Source organism: Klebsiella sp. GFKo11 (genome assembly GCF_056490265.1).
This window is the reverse complement of the sequence record NZ_CM151369.1, coordinates 1,963,358-1,977,134: the sequence shown is the minus strand read 5'-3', so window position 1 is coordinate 1,977,134 and position 13,777 is coordinate 1,963,358. Positions and strand designations below refer to the sequence as shown.

The window sequence follows — 13,777 nt, the reverse complement described above, 5'->3', positions numbered from 1 at the left end:
TTGGTTATCCCTTGGCCAATGCCAGAAAAAGGAAAACACTGCCGAGGCAGTGTTTTTTTTTGCTCGTCAGCGAATGAACCTGGCAATATAAGCTATGTCTTTAAGTGGGGATGGAAAAAACGACTTCTATGCCCCCCTGGCGCAAATCAATAACACGGACTGATATAGCCTATGCCTACCCGTCACTTCTCTCCTCGGCGTAAAATCTGGCTAACCAGCTTATGTATCGGAATCGCCGTCGCCCTGCTGGCCGGTAGCATTCAGTTTATGGTGATTTATCACAATCGGGCAGAGCGTTTCGACGTCATCATTGATAATGTTCATGCGTATCTTAAGAGCTACTTCCACGATTTAAATCAGACCATTGATGGCCTGCAACCGCTAGTCGATCAGCCCTGTGAAAATGTCGATTCTGGATTAACCGCCCATGCTGCATTCAGCCCAAACGTGCGTGCGCTCCTGCTGGTTAAAAATGGTTTCGCGTTTTGTTCTTCCGCCACCGGGGCAATGAATACGCCTTTAACCCAGCTCATCCCCCAGCTCGATATCTCTAAAGCGGTCGATATGGCCATTCTGCCGGGGACGCCCATGATGCCGCAAAGCGCCGCGCTGGCGATGTGGGTCCGCAGTCCGCACGGTGGAGAAGACGGTGTTTTTGTCTCGATTAATGCCAACCTGACACCCTATATTCTCTACTCTGCCCGGCAGAACGATTTCAGCGGACTTGCCCTGGCCATTAACCACACTGCCATCTCCACCTTCAGCAATAAACTTATCGACCCGCAAACGCTACTCTCGCCACCAATCCGCCAGGTGCAAATTGACGGTTTGCCGCTCAAAGTTTATCTCTACGCCAACAGCTGGCTGGCAGAAAATACCCAATTTGCCCTGCTGCTTGGCGTGGTATGCGGCCTGCTGGCAGGGTTTTTGAGCTATTACGTCCTGACTATCAAATCTGACCCGCGCAAAGAACTGCTGTTGGCGATCAAAAACGATCAGTTTTACGTGGTTTACCAACCGGTAGTGAAATCCGACACGCTGCAAATTAGCGGTATTGAGGTACTGATGCGCTGGCGGCACCCGACCGCCGGGGAGATCCCTCCCGACGTGTTTATCACCCTGGCTGAAGCCCAGCAGATGATTATCCCTCTCACCCGCCATCTGTTAAAACTGATAGCCCATGATGCGGTGACTCTGCAAAGCCTTCTGCCCGCTGGTAGCAAGCTTGGGATAAATATTTCACCCGCCCACCTGCATGCCGACAGTTTTCAGCAGGATCTTCAACATTTCGCGACAACTATGCCTTCTGGCCATTTTAGCGTGGTGCTGGAGATTACCGAGCGCGCGATGATCGATAAAAGCCGGTCGTTGGAGAATTTCGATTGGCTACATGAGCAAGGCTTTGAAATTGCGATTGATGATTTTGGCACCGGGCATAGTGCGCTTATCTATCTGGAGCGCTATAACTTCGACTATCTGAAGATTGACCGCGGCTTCGTGCAAGCTATCGGCACCGAAACCGTGACATCACCGGTTCTGGATGCCGTGATCTCGCTGAGCCGCCGTCTGAAGCTCACCACGGTCGCCGAAGGTGTGGAAACGCAGGAACAGGCCGAATGGCTATGCCAGCACGGAGTGAACTATCTGCAGGGTTACTGGTTAAGCCGACCGCTGACCCTGGAAGCGCTGGTCGCCGCCTACAATGAACCCGCGAAATATTTCACAACCCGCTGAGTCTCCTTTATCATTCGCTATCAGAGGTCAGGCCACTTCAGGCCTGTCATTGGAGGACGATATCCTGGTTATGTTTGTACGCATCAGCCTGATACTGCTGACCTTATTTAGCCTGCAGAGCCAGGCGCAAGCGATTAAAGAGAGCAATACGTTCGCCATTATCGGCGAGCCTAAATACGTCGCTGGCTTTGACCACTACGATTATGCCAACCCCGCCGCGCCGAAAGGCGGTGCGATTACCCTTGCGGCCATTGGCACCTTTGATAACTTCAATCGCTACGCGCTGCGCGGCAACCCGGGCATACGTACCGAAACGCTGTACGACTCCTTGTTTACCACCTCTGATGACGAACCCGGCAGCTACTATCCGCTGATTGCCGAAAGCGCTCGCTACGACGAAGCATTTTCGTGGATGGAGATAACCCTCAATCCACACGCCCGCTACCATGACGGCAGCCCAATAACCGCCAGCGATGTCGCGTTTACTTTTCAAAAGTTTATGACCGAAGGGGTGCCGCAATTTCGCCTCTATTATAAAGGCACCACCGTTAAAGCGATCGCCCCGCTAACGGTTCGCATTGAGCTGGCAAAACCGGGCAAAGAGAATATGCTCAGCCTGTTCTCCCTGCCAGTGATGCCGGAAAAATTCTGGCGTAACCATAAGCTCAGCGACCCGCTCTCTTCACCACCGTTAGCTAGCGGTCCGTACCGCGTGACCGCCTGGCGTATGGGTCAGTACATCACCTACTCGCGAGTAAAAGACTACTGGGCCGCTGATTTACCGGTTAATCGTGGGCGCTGGAATTTCGACACCTTGCGCTACGATTACTATCTGGATGACAACGTCGCCTTTGAAGCCTTCAAAGCCGGAGCCGTTGACCGACGCGAAGAGAATATCGCTAAGAACTGGGCCACCCGCTATGTGGGGCGCAATTTTACCCATGGCTACATCGTCAAAGATGAATATACCAACACCTCGGCGCAGAATACCCAGTGGCTGGCTTTCAACATCCAGCGCCCGGTATTTACCGACCGGCGGGTACGCGAAGCCATAACTCTCGCGTTTGATTTTGAATGGATGAATAAGGCGCTGTTTTATAACTCTTACAGCCGCGCCAATAGCTTCTTTCAGAATACCGAATACGCGGCGCGTGATTATCCAGATGCCGAAGAGCTTGCTCTGCTAACGCCGCTGAAAAAGGAGATCCCAGCCGAAGTTTTCACGCAGATCTACCTGCCCCCGGTCTCCAGTGGCGACGGTTTCGAGCGCGCAAACCTGCTCAAAGCAGATGCCATCCTTAACCAGGCGGGATGGGTGGTGAAAAACCAGCGGCGGGTTAACGCGAAAAGCGGCAAACCGTTACGCTTTGAGCTGCTACTTCCTTCCGGGAGCAGCGATCGCTGGGTTCTGCCCTTTCAGCACAACCTTCAGCGGCTCGGGATTGCGATGGATATTCGCCAGGTCGACAACTCCCAGTACAGCAACCGCAAGCGCAGCCGCGATTACGACATGATGCCCAACGTCTGGCGCGCCACGCCCTGGCCCGGTACTGACCTGCAAATCTCCTGGGACTCTGAATATATTGACTCCAGCTACAACGCTTCCGGTGTACAAAGCCCGGCCGTCGACCAGCTGATTGCCCAAATTATTCGCTGGCAGGGCAATAAGGAGAAGCTGCTGCCGCTGGGCCGGGCTCTCGACCGCGTGCTGACGTGGAACTATTACATGCTGCCGATGTGGTATATGGCGCAGGACCGAACCGCATACTGGGATAAATTCTCTTTCCCGCAGACCCGCGCGGTCTACTCTTCTGGTTTTGAAAACTGGTGGTACGACGCACGCAAAGCCGCCAGGCTCCCCGCGGACAGACGTTAAGGAATTAAGATGGGTGCATATCTGCTCCGCCGACTACTGCTGATCATCCCAACGCTATGGGCGATCATCACCATTAACTTTTTTATTGTGCAAATCGCGCCCGGCGGCCCGGTCGATCAGGCGATTGCAGCCATTGAGTTTGGCGATCGCGGCAGTTTGCCCGGGGCCGGAGAAAGCGGAATGAGCGCCAGCCATGCGCGTACCGGCGTCAGTAACATTAGCGACGGACACTATCGCGGCGGGCGCGGGCTCGACCCGGAGGTCATAGCTGAAATAACCCACCGCTACGGCTTTGATAAACCGCTGCACGAGCGCTATTTTAAAATGCTCGGCGATTATCTACGCTTTGATTTTGGCGATAGCCTGTTCCGCAGCTCGTCGGTACTACAGCTGATTAAAGACAGCCTGCCGGTCTCCATCACCCTCGGTTTGTGGAGCACGTTGATTATTTATCTGGTGTCGATTCCATTGGGGATCCGCAAAGCAGTCAGCAACGGCAGCCATTTTGACGTCTGGAGCAGCACGCTGATTATTATCGGCTATGCGATCCCGGCATTCCTGTTCGCGATTTTGCTGATCGTTATCTTTGCCGGAGGGAGCTATTTCGATCTCTTCCCGCTACGCGGGCTGGTTTCCGCCAACTTCGATAGCCTGCCGTGGTATCAAAAAATCCTCGACTATCTCTGGCACATTACGCTCCCCGTGCTGGCGACGGTGATCGGCGGTTTCGCGGCCCTCACCATGCTGACCAAAAACAGCTTTCTTGATGAGATCCGCAAGCAGTACGTGGTCACTGCCCGTGCCAAAGGAGTGAGTGAAAAGCAGATCCTCTGGGGTCATATTTTTCGCAACGCCATGCTGCTGGTGATTGCTGGCTTTCCGGCCACCTTTATCAGCATGTTCTTTACCGGCTCACTGCTCATTGAGGTGATGTTCTCGCTAAACGGACTGGGGCTGCTGGGCTATGAAGCCACCGTTTCCCGCGATTACCCGGTGATGTTCGGCACGCTGTATATTTTTACCCTGATTGGCCTGCTGCTGAATATCATCAGCGATATCAGCTATACGCTGGTCGATCCGCGTATCGATTTTGAGGGCCGCTAATGTCTTTTTTTAGTCCCGTCAATCAGGCCCGCTGGGCGCGCTTTCGCCACAACCGTCGCGGCTACTGGTCCCTGTGGATCTTTTTGGTGCTTTTCGCCTGTAGTCTGTGCGCCGAGCTTATCGCCAACGATAAACCTCTGCTGGTGCAGTACCGCGGCAGCCTCTACGTTCCACTATTAAAAAACTACAGCGAGACCACCTTCGGCGGCAGCTTTGCTACCGCCGCCGACTATCAGGATCCGTGGCTGCAAAAGCAGCTGGACGATAACGGCTGGGCCCTGTGGGCGCCGGTACGTTTTGGTGCGACGACCATTAACTTCGCCAGCGACAGCCCCTTTCCGTCTCCGCCGTCAAAGCTGAACTGGCTGGGCACCGATGCTAACGGCGGTGATGTGCTGGCGCGAATCCTCTATGGGACGCGAATTTCTATTCTCTTCGGTCTGTTGCTGACCTTCTTCTCCAGCGTGCTGGGGGTAATGGCTGGCGCAATCCAGGGGTATTACGGCGGAAAAGTCGACCTCTGGGGACAGCGATTCATCGAAGTGTGGTCAGGGATGCCAACTCTGTTTCTGATTATCCTGCTCTCAAGCGTGGTCCAGGCCAATTTCTGGTGGCTGCTGGCGATTACCGTACTGTTCGGCTGGATGACGCTGGTGGGCGTCGTCCGCGCTGAATTCCTGCGCACCCGCAACTATGACTATATTCGCGCCGCGCAGACGCTCGGCGTTAGCGATCGGGCGATTATTCTGCGCCATATGCTGCCAAATGCTATGGTCGCCACCCTCACCTTCTTGCCGTTTATTTTGTGTAGTTCAATAACCACTCTGACCTCGCTGGACTTTCTCGGCTTCGGTCTGCCGCTGGGCTCCCCGTCTTTGGGCGAGCTGCTGTTGCAGGGGAAAAACAACCTTCAGGCTCCGTGGCTGGGCATCGCCGCTTTTCTGTCGGTGGCAGTGCTGCTGACGTTGTTGATTTTTATCGGTGAAGCGGTTCGCGACGCCTTCGACCCAAGCAAGGCGGTGTAGCATGACGCAACCTCTGTTAGATATTGATAACCTCTCCATCGCCTTCCGCCAGCAGGGTGAAACCACCACCGTCGTCAGCGAGCTGTCGCTGCAAATCGCGGCGGGCGAAACCCTGGCGCTGGTGGGCGAATCCGGTTCCGGCAAAAGCGTTTCGGCGCTGTCGGTGCTACGCCTGCTGCCCTCTCCGCCGGTCAGCTATCCCAGCGGCGATATCCGTTTTCACGGTCAATCGCTGCTGCACGCTGATGAACACACCTTGCGCGGCGTGCGCGGTAACCGCATCGCGATGATCTTTCAGGAGCCGATGGTTTCGCTAAACCCGTTACATAACCTCGAAAAGCAGCTGTACGAAGTGCTCTCTTTGCACCGTGGTATGCGTAAAGAGGCGGCGCGCGGGGAGATCCTCGACTGTCTTGATCGCGTGGGGATCCGCAATGCGTCGCGGCGACTAGGCGATTATCCACATCAGCTTTCCGGCGGCGAGCGCCAGCGGGTGATGATAGCCATGGCGCTGCTGACGCGTCCGGAGTTGCTTATTGCCGATGAACCCACTACCGCGCTGGATGTGTCGGTTCAAGCACAAATCCTTGCGCTGCTGCGCGAACTCAAGCAAGAGCTCAACATGGGGTTGCTATTTATCACCCATAACCTGAGTATCGTGCGTCAGCTCGCCGATCGCGTGGCGGTGATGCAAAACGGCCGCTGCGTCGAGCAAAATAGCTGTCAGGCGCTATTCTCTGCGCCTGAGCATTCTTATACTCGCCGCCTGCTAGATAGCGAGCCGTCGGGCGATCCGGTGCCGCTGGCTCCCGATGCGCCGGAGCTGCTGCGGGCAGAAAACTTGAGTATCTCTTTTCCTATACGCAAGGGGCTGCTGCGCCGGGTCGTCGATCATAATCGGGTGGTTAACGCCCTCAGCTTTCATTTACGCGCCGGAGAAACCCTTGGTCTGGTCGGCGAATCTGGCTCTGGTAAAAGTACCACCGGGCTGGCGCTTCTGCGCCTGATTCACTCTGAGGGAACGATTAATTTTGATGGTGAGGCACTTCAGGGGCGCAATCGTCGTCAGATGCTGCCGCTACGCCGTCGTATGCAGGTTGTTTTTCAGGACCCTAACTCATCGCTGAATCCACGGCTCAATGTCCTGCAAATCATTGAAGAAGGGTTGCGCGTGCATCAGCCGACGCTCACCCCTGCCGAGAGGGAGCAGGCGGTGATACAGGCGATGCAGGAGGTAGGACTGGACCCGCAATCTCGTCATCGCTATCCAGCCGCCTTTTCCGGTGGTCAGCGTCAGCGCATCGCTATCGCCAGGGCATTAGTCGTTAAGCCTCAGCTCATCGTGCTGGATGAACCGACCTCGTCGCTGGATAAGACCGTACAGGCGCAAATTCTGGCCTTGCTGAAGGCGTTACAGCAAAAGCATCAGTTGGCCTATATTTTTATCAGCCACGACTTACGCGTAGTGCGGGCACTGTGTCATCAAGTCATGGTACTGCGGCAGGGAGAGGTTATCGAGCAGGGGGAGTGCGAGCGCGTTTTTACCGCTCCGCAACAGGAGTATACCCGCCAGCTGCTGGCGCTAAGCTGACGGTCAGAATGGATTATTACCAGAGAAAGGTTCAGCAATCGCCACGCCGAAATTTTTCAGGCGACAGGTTGCAGCAAACTCGTCCTGGCGATTAACAAACAGGCACGGTTCCCCTTCGCATTCAACAATAGAGCTATCTACTTCGATGTCGCTGAGCGCCTGGCTAAGCTTATGCATGACCGACCATGCATTTTGGCCATCCGGACTCAGCAATTTCAAAGCAACAAGGCTGTTTTCACTCTGCGCGCCGTTTTGCGGAATCGGTTCAACTCTTGAACCTGCAAAACCGGCCAGCCAGCGATAGCTCTGCGGCAGACGGTGTACGATAGAGAGTTGCAGTGTATTCACGTGTTTTCCCCGGAAGCAAAATACTTCACAATAATTTCACATCAATGCTAACACATTATTGACAAATAGTCCTGATTCCGCACGGAAAACGCTTACACCGGTATAATATCTGTGTTATTGGGTTGTAATGTAAAAGTTTAAAATCGTGCAGATGGAACATCTTCGGGCTATATGTACCCGTTTCTGTGATCTAAAACAACTTTTTTATCGCAACAATGCGACTTTTTAAGCGATCTGATTTTACATAAAAGAAACAAATTGCTAAACCGAGAAGCGAGTTTCGGTTGATATGCATCAAAAAAGGGGCGAAATCGCCCCCTCGATGTAGCTCAACGTGCGGCTTTTCGCCGTCGGCTGGCATAGAGATAAAAGAGAATGGAGCTGCTGGCACAGACGGCGATAGAAATCAGCATCGGCCAGGCGGTGGTAAAGGTCGCCATTGAGAGGAGTGCACCGACAATCGCCCCAATCCCGAAGCGGAAGGTTCCCGCCAGCGAAGAGGCCGTCCCTGCCATATGCGGAAATTCATCAAGAATAACCGCCATCGCGTTTGAAGAAACCATGGAAACGCAGCCGATAAACGCGGCAACGCCAAACACTAACGCCCAAAAACCAACATCAAACAGCGCACAGACCACCATCCACACGGCCATCGCGAACTGGATCCACAGCCCGGCGCGGAACATGTTTACCGCCCCAACCCGCCGCACAAACCGGCTATTGATAATGGTCATAACGAACAGGAAAACGACGTTCAGCGCAAAATAGTAGCCAAAGTGCTGCGGCGAAACGTGGTTGATATTGATATAGACAAACGGACCCGCACTCAAAAACGAGAACATCCCGGCAAAGCTAAAACCGCTCGCCAGCATATAGCTCAGAACTCGTTTGTGGCGGAACAGGGTAGCAAAATTGCCAAGCGTAGTGCGGATATGAAACTTTTGTCGCCGCTCTGGCGGCAGGGTTTCGCTAATGAAGAAAGCGATCATCATCGACGCTAACAGCGCCGCCACCGCCAGGATCCAGAAAATAGCATGCCAGCTGAACCACACCAGCACCGCCCCGCCAACCATTGGCGCCACCAGCGGCGCGACGGTGGTCACCAGCATGACGAACGACATCATCCGCGAGAACTCTTCTTTTGGATAGATATCGCGCATCAGGGCGTTAATCACCACGCTTGCCGCCGCAGCCGCCAGGCCATGAAAGAAGCGCATCGTAATCAACATATCGATAGTCTGCGACAGCGCGCAGGCCACCGCCGCCGCCGCGAAAACCAGCGTTCCGCCGAGAATAACCGGTTTACGCCCGATACTGTCAGCCATCGGGCCATATAAAAGCTGACCCACAGCAAAGCCCAGAATATAGGTGCTGAGCGTCATCTGCGCGCTGCCATCAGGCACATTGAACTGCGCCGAAATCACCGGCAGCGCCGGGAGATACATATCAATCGACAGCGGCATCAACATGGCCAGCAGGCCAAGAATAAACACAATTCCTAATGACGAATTCTTCTTTGCCGTCACGTTTTACTCCGCGCATGTTGGCCGCCGACGCTGGCTATTTCAGCTTCCGTCAGCGGACGATATTCACCAGGGGCCAGCGACTCATCAAGGGCAATGTCGCCAATACGTTCGCGGTGTAACTCCACTACGTGGTTACCGACAGCGGCAAACATCCGCTTAACCTGATGGTAACGCCCTTCGCTAATGGTCAGGCGGACTTCGGTCGGTGTTACCACTTCCAGCACCGCTGGTTTGGTCAGCTCTTTCTCATTGTGCAGTTGAACGCCTTTAGCAAACTGCTCGGCGGTGGTTTCATCAACCGGGTTTTCCAGCTCCACCAGATAGGTTTTTTCACAGTGATGGCGCGGGGAAGTAATGCGGTGAGACCACTGACCATCATCGGTCATCAGCACCAGGCCGGTGGTGTCGATATCCAGACGTCCTGCCGCGTGCAGCTTGTGGGCCACCGGCTCATCGAGGAAATAGAGTACCGTCGGATGATCCGGATCGTCGGTAGAACAAACGTACCCCTGCGGCTTGTTGAGCATAAAGTAGCGCGGGCCGTTTTGTTGAGTCAGCGTATTGCCGTCATACTCGACATCATGCTCCGGTAGAAGCTTGAAGGAAGAGTCTTTTACAATTTCGCCATCCACGGTAACGCGGCTGCCGCGGATTTCACGCCCGGCAATAGCCCGACTAACGCCAAGTTGCTGAGCGATAAACTTATCAAGTCGCATGAGATTTTTTTAGCCTGTAAAGAGTGCTGGAGCGGGCAACTCGCCCGAAAAAGAAGAATATCACGGGTTAGTATAACGAGCTCTTAACACCACTCAAGGGAAAAGATTCGTGGCATACTATTCGCGAGTTAATTAACCGCCATAAATTCATGACTTTTACATTACGCCCCTACCAAAAAGAGGCGGTCGACGCCACGCTCGCCTGGTTTCGCCGTCACCATGAACCTGCCGCCATCGTCTTACCGACCGGCGCAGGTAAAAGCCTGGTCATCGCCGAACTGGCGCGGCTGGCGCGCGGTCGCGTGCTGGTACTCGCACACGTCAAAGAGCTGGTGGCGCAGAACCACGCAAAGTATCGCGCACTCGGCCTGGAAGCGGATATCTTCGCCGCAGGCCTGAAGCGTAAAGAGAGCCACGGAAAAGTGGTGTTTGGCAGCGTGCAATCGGTGGCCCGCAATCTTGACCAGTTTCAGGGCGAGTTTTCGTTGCTGATCGTCGATGAGTGCCACCGCATCAGCGACGACGATGACAGCCAGTATCAGCAGATCATCAGCCACCTTCAGCAGGTCAATCCGCATCTACGTCTGCTCGGGCTAACCGCCACCCCTTTTCGCCTTGGTAAAGGCTGGATTTACCAGTTTCATTATCACGGCATGGTACGTGGCGATGAAAAAGCGCTGTTTCGCGACTGCATCTACGAGCTGCCGCTGCGCTATATGATTAAGAACGGCTACCTGACGCCACCAGAGCGGCTGGATATGCCGGTGGTGCAGTATGACTTCAGCCGTCTCCAGGCACAAAGTAACGGCCTGTTTAGCGAGGCCGACCTGAACGTTGAGCTGAAAAAACAGCAGCGCGTCACGCCGCATATCGTCAGCCAAATCGTTGAATTTGCCCAAACGCGCAAAGGGGTGATGATTTTCGCCGCCACCGTCGAACATGCAAGCGAAGTAACTGGCTTACTCCCGAGCGGTGAAGCAGCATTGATCACCGGCGAAACGCCGGGACCGGAGCGTGACCGAATTATTGAAGCGTTTAAGGCCCAGCAGTATCGCTATCTGGTCAACGTCGCGGTCCTGACCACCGGCTTTGATGCGCCGCATGTCGATCTGATCGCCATTCTGCGCCCTACCGAGTCGGTGAGTCTTTACCAACAAATCGTCGGTCGCGGCCTGCGCCTGTCGCCGGGCAAAACCGACTGTCTGATTCTCGACTACGCTGGTAACCCGCATGACCTGTACGCGCCGGAAGTGGGCGCGCCTAAAGGGAAAAGCGATAACGTGCCGGTGCAAGTTTTCTGCCCGGCCTGTGGTTTCGCTAATACTTTCTGGGGAAAAACCACCGCCGATGGCACGCTGATTGAGCACTTTGGCCGCCGCTGCCAGGGCTGGTTTGAGGATGACGAAGGCCATCGCGAACAGTGCGACTTTCGCTTCCGCTTTAAAAATTGCCCGCAGTGTAATGCGGAAAACGATATCGCCGCCCGCCGCTGCCGCGAATGCGACACTATCTTGGTCGACCCGGATGACATGCTCAAAGCGGCGCTGAAGCTGAAGGATGCGCTGGTATTGCGCTGTAGCGGTATGGACCTTCAGCACGGAGCGGATGACAAAGGCGCGTGGTTGAAAATCACCTATCATGATGAGGATGGCGCGGACGTAAGTGAGCGCTTCCGTCTGCATACACCTGCCCAGCGCATGGCCTTTGAACAGCTATTTATCCGCCCCCACACCCGCACGCCTGGCGTGCCGCTGCGCTGGATAACGCCTGCTGACATCCTCACCCAGCAAGCACTTCTGCGCCATCCGGATTTTGTTGTGGCGCGTATGAAGGGGCAATACTGGCAGGTACGGGAAAAAGTGTTCGATTATCAAGGGCGCTTTCGCCGGGCCAATGAGCTGCGCTAATCGCCCTAATGGCTGAGGTTTTCATTGCCGTAAAAACGTTTGGCGGCTATAATGCCGCCCGCTTTTGTATTCGCAAAAGCAGATAATCTGCCTGCTGCTGGGTCGCCTGTGGCAGGATTTATATATAGAGAGACGTCAATGTTTACTATCAACGCAGAAGTACGTAAAGAGCAGGGTAAGGGTGCGAGCCGCCGCCTGCGTGCAGCTAACAAATTCCCAGCCATCATCTATGGCGGCGAAGCTGCTCCAGTAGCGATTGAAATGGATCAAGACAAAGTGTGGAACATGCAGACCAATGCTGAGTTCTACAGCGAAGTCCTGACCATCGTTATCGATGGCAAAGAAGAGAAAGTTAAAGCTCAGGCTGTTCAGCGTCACCCGTTCAAGCCAAAACTGTCTCACATCGACTTCGTTCGCGCTTAATCGCCGACTGAACGTTGTATGGCAAACGCCCCGGCCCGCAAGGTCCGGGGCGTTTTGTTTATAGAGCTAACAGCGTTGACGTATTCAGCGCCAGATGCTGCAACAGCATAATCGTTTTCGCATCGACGATCTCACCATTGCGGATAGCCTCCAGAGCCTGCTCAAGCGGCCACTCCAGCACCTCAATATCCTCCCCTTCCGCAGCCAGTCCCCCACCATCGCTACGCCTGTCGTCCGAGGAGTATTCCGCAATAAAAAAGTAGAGCTTTTCCGTCACCGACCCGGGGCTCATATAGGCCGTAAATACCGGTTCAATACGCGTGACGCGAAAACCGGTCTCCTCTTCAGCCTCGGCGATGATCCGCTCCTCTGGCGAGACATTATCCAGTAGTCCGGCGGCAGCTTCGATCAAAAAACCGTCATGACCGTTAATCCACACCGGAAAGCGAAACTGACGAACCAGCACGACCGTTTGCTTTTCCCGGTTGTAGAGCAAAATCACCGCGCCATTACCGCGGTCGTAAGCTTCCCGACTCTGCTCCTGCCAGCGCCCGTCCCGGCGCAGTAACTCAAACGTGTAGGTTTTCAGCGTGTACCAGTTGTCCGATAATAGCGTTTCGCGGATATGGCGAACGCGCGGCGCATCAGCGTGCATGTTTTTCCCCTTTTTGGTGACAGCGAGCACCATAACATGCATAATCGTGCACAAACAAGATCACTCATGAAGGTATTTTCGATGCTTGCCAGCCAGAGAAAACAGCAGATTTTGCATATCCTCGCCGAGGAAAAACAGGTGATGTCAGGCGATCTCAGCCAGCGTTTTAGCGTTTCAGAGGACTCCATTCGCCGGGATCTGCGAGAACTGGCTGCGGAAGGTAAATTGCAGCGGGTGCACGGCGGCGCGCTGCCGGTTTCCGCGGCAATCGCGCCTATTGAAACAAGAAAAAACGTGCAAATCCCTTCAAAGCAGGTAATCGCTCAACGCGCAGTGGAGCTTATTCAACCCGGTCAGGTGGTGATTATCGACGGCGGAACCACGACCGGAGAGATGGCGCGCCTGCTGCCGAATGACCTGGCGTGTACAGTGGTGACTCATAGCCCGGGGATCGCCGTCGAACTGGTGGAAAAACCGCTGATAGAAGTGATTTTGATTGGCGGTCGGCTATTCAAACATTCGGTAGTTAGCGTGGGCGCAAACGCGCTGGAAAGTATTTCCCGCATCAATGCCGACCTGTTTTTTATGGGCGTCACAGGCGTACATCATCGAACCGGATTAACCACGGGTGATTATGAAGAAGCGGGGATTAAGCGCGCGCTTGCGGCACGAGCAGCCGAAACGGTGGTGATGGCATCACAAGAAAAGCTCAACTCCGCTTCGGCCTTTACCATCGGCGAATTAAGCCTCGCTAGTACACTGATTGTGGATACGCCGTTAGATGATGTACTACGCCAGCAATTAGCCATTGATGGGGTAGAAACCCTTTACACCTTCTAGTTCACCGCTTTCAGGCCAGAGTCCAGAAGTAA

The 13,777-nt window shown here is 54.5% G+C and carries 12 protein-coding genes; 8 read left to right on the top strand and 4 right to left on the bottom strand.

Going from position 1 to position 13,777, the window contains the following annotated elements; genetic code table 11:
* The first annotated feature begins 171 nt into the window (after positions 1-171).
* From AC07P6_RS09590 to yejF, 5 genes are all read left to right on the top strand, one after another.
* On the top strand, positions 172-1,734 hold the full coding sequence (locus tag AC07P6_RS09590; RefSeq protein WP_434662336.1) for a cyclic di-GMP phosphodiesterase: 1,563 nt from the start codon (positions 172-174) through the stop codon (positions 1,732-1,734).
* A 70-nt stretch (positions 1,735-1,804) separates the two neighbouring features.
* Positions 1,805-3,610, top strand: a complete 1,806-nt coding sequence (locus AC07P6_RS09585; protein WP_434662334.1) for an extracellular solute-binding protein — start codon at positions 1,805-1,807, stop codon at positions 3,608-3,610.
* A gap of 9 nt (positions 3,611-3,619) precedes the next feature.
* Positions 3,620-4,714, top strand: coding sequence for a microcin C ABC transporter permease YejB (locus AC07P6_RS09580; protein WP_112213053.1), 1,095 nt, complete (start codon positions 3,620-3,622; stop codon positions 4,712-4,714).
* Positions 4,714-5,739 carry a microcin C ABC transporter permease gene (locus AC07P6_RS09575; protein ID WP_478316104.1) on the top strand — a complete coding sequence of 342 codons (1,026 nt, stop codon included), beginning with the start codon at positions 4,714-4,716 and terminating at the stop codon, positions 5,737-5,739. The genes AC07P6_RS09580 and AC07P6_RS09575 overlap by 1 nt, the downstream gene beginning before the upstream one ends.
* 1 nt (position 5,740) lies before the next feature.
* The gene (gene yejF, locus AC07P6_RS09570; protein ID WP_478316103.1) at positions 5,741-7,330 is read left to right on the top strand and encodes a microcin C ABC transporter ATP-binding protein YejF; all 1,590 of its coding nucleotides are present in this window, start codon (positions 5,741-5,743) and stop codon (positions 7,328-7,330) included.
* Between the two features lie 3 nt (positions 7,331-7,333).
* Here the strand turns inward: yejF and AC07P6_RS09565 are convergent, their stop codons facing one another.
* The 3 genes from AC07P6_RS09565 to rsuA all read right to left on the bottom strand — a co-directional run bounded on the left by AC07P6_RS09565 (position 7,334) and on the right by rsuA (position 9,920).
* The gene (locus tag AC07P6_RS09565) at positions 7,334-7,678 is read right to left on the bottom strand and encodes a YejG family protein (RefSeq protein ID WP_182240018.1); all 345 of its coding nucleotides are present in this window, start codon (positions 7,676-7,678) and stop codon (positions 7,334-7,336) included.
* A gap of 329 nt (positions 7,679-8,007) precedes the next feature.
* On the bottom strand, positions 8,008-9,204 hold the full coding sequence (locus AC07P6_RS09560; protein WP_304260662.1) for a Bcr/CflA family multidrug efflux MFS transporter: 1,197 nt from the start codon (positions 9,202-9,204) through the stop codon (positions 8,008-8,010).
* The gene (gene rsuA / locus AC07P6_RS09555; RefSeq protein WP_110272344.1) at positions 9,201-9,920 is read right to left on the bottom strand and encodes a 16S rRNA pseudouridine(516) synthase RsuA; all 720 of its coding nucleotides are present in this window, start codon (positions 9,918-9,920) and stop codon (positions 9,201-9,203) included. Before rsuA ends, AC07P6_RS09560 begins: the two co-directional genes overlap by 4 nt.
* A gap of 149 nt (positions 9,921-10,069) precedes the next feature.
* Here rsuA and radD point away from each other — a divergent pair, with 149 nt between their 5' ends.
* Both radD and rplY read left to right on the top strand, forming a co-directional pair.
* The gene (gene radD, locus AC07P6_RS09550; protein WP_110272343.1) at positions 10,070-11,827 is read left to right on the top strand and encodes a DNA repair helicase RadD; all 1,758 of its coding nucleotides are present in this window, start codon (positions 10,070-10,072) and stop codon (positions 11,825-11,827) included.
* A gap of 138 nt (positions 11,828-11,965) precedes the next feature.
* Positions 11,966-12,250 carry a 50S ribosomal protein L25 gene (gene rplY, locus AC07P6_RS09545; protein WP_434662324.1) on the top strand — a complete coding sequence of 95 codons (285 nt, stop codon included), beginning with the start codon at positions 11,966-11,968 and terminating at the stop codon, positions 12,248-12,250.
* 58 nt (positions 12,251-12,308) lie between these two features.
* Here the strand turns inward: rplY and AC07P6_RS09540 are convergent, their stop codons facing one another.
* Complete coding sequence (locus tag AC07P6_RS09540) at positions 12,309-12,905, bottom strand: NUDIX domain-containing protein (protein ID WP_478316102.1); 597 nt, start codon at positions 12,903-12,905, stop codon at positions 12,309-12,311.
* An 81-nt stretch (positions 12,906-12,986) separates the two neighbouring features.
* On the opposite strand from AC07P6_RS09540, the gene AC07P6_RS09535 reads away from it, so the two are divergent.
* The gene (locus AC07P6_RS09535) at positions 12,987-13,745 is read left to right on the top strand and encodes a DeoR/GlpR family DNA-binding transcription regulator (protein ID WP_304261066.1); all 759 of its coding nucleotides are present in this window, start codon (positions 12,987-12,989) and stop codon (positions 13,743-13,745) included.
* Positions 13,746-13,777: the final 32 nt, after the last annotated feature.

Excerpts from the sequence above, each read along its gene's own strand:
- AC07P6_RS09590 (WP_434662336.1), top strand. The coding sequence starts at position 172 with ATGCCTACCCGTCACTTCTCTCCTCGGCGTAAAATCTGGCTAACCAGC.
- AC07P6_RS09585 (WP_434662334.1), top strand. The coding sequence starts at position 1,805 with ATGTTTGTACGCATCAGCCTGATACTGCTGACCTTATTTAGCCTGCAG.
- AC07P6_RS09580 (WP_112213053.1), top strand. The coding sequence starts at position 3,620 with ATGGGTGCATATCTGCTCCGCCGACTACTGCTGATCATCCCAACGCTA.
- AC07P6_RS09575 (WP_478316104.1), top strand. The coding sequence starts at position 4,714 with ATGTCTTTTTTTAGTCCCGTCAATCAGGCCCGCTGGGCGCGCTTTCGC.
- yejF (WP_478316103.1), top strand. The coding sequence starts at position 5,741 with ATGACGCAACCTCTGTTAGATATTGATAACCTCTCCATCGCCTTCCGC.
- rsuA (WP_110272344.1), bottom strand. The coding sequence starts at position 9,920 with ATGCGACTTGATAAGTTTATCGCTCAGCAACTTGGCGTTAGTCGGGCT.
- radD (WP_110272343.1), top strand. The coding sequence starts at position 10,070 with ATGACTTTTACATTACGCCCCTACCAAAAAGAGGCGGTCGACGCCACG.
- rplY (WP_434662324.1), top strand. The coding sequence starts at position 11,966 with ATGTTTACTATCAACGCAGAAGTACGTAAAGAGCAGGGTAAGGGTGCG.
- AC07P6_RS09540 (WP_478316102.1), bottom strand. The coding sequence starts at position 12,905 with ATGCACGCTGATGCGCCGCGCGTTCGCCATATCCGCGAAACGCTATTA.
- AC07P6_RS09535 (WP_304261066.1), top strand. The coding sequence starts at position 12,987 with ATGCTTGCCAGCCAGAGAAAACAGCAGATTTTGCATATCCTCGCCGAG.